We start from the raw sequence: 457 nt of genomic DNA on the forward strand, positions 1-457 counted from the left end.
AGCGTCGCGGTTATCCCGTCCGCTTTCGGGCGGAGAATGCGCCCGAGTCGCTGCGTGAACTCGCGTTCCGACCCCGACCCCGAAAGCAAGATGCCGACGTTCGCATCGGGCACGTCGACGCCCTCGTCGAGGACGTTGACGGCGACGACAGTGTCGTAGGTGCCATCACGGAAACGGGCGAGAATCTCCCTCCGCTCTTTCGTCCCGGTTTCGTTCGTAATCGGCGGGACGAGAAACCGCCGGGAGATTCGATAGACGAGGTCCGTCGAGGCGGTGAAAATGATAACGCGGTCCTCGCGGTGGCGTGCGAGCAGTCGCGCCAGTTTGTCCACTTTCGCTTCGGAGTTCATCATCACGTCGCGGGCGCGCTGCTTGGCGAGAAGCGCCTCCCGCGCCCGCGGGTCGGTCCCCGAGCGCATCACGAGTTTCTGGTAGTCACTACCCGACTGCATCGACA

The 457-nt window shown here is 63.9% G+C and carries 1 protein-coding gene; it reads right to left on the minus strand.

The window, feature by feature from the left end; translation table 11 throughout:
• Positions 1–457: helicase-related protein (locus tag D3D02_RS19670; RefSeq protein ID WP_255410180.1), on the minus strand; the 457-nt coding region annotated here is incomplete at both ends.

It is taken from the genome of Halobellus sp. Atlit-38R, assembly GCF_003665925.1.
GTDB lineage: Archaea > Halobacteriota > Halobacteria > Halobacteriales > Haloferacaceae > Haloquadratum > Haloquadratum inordinatus.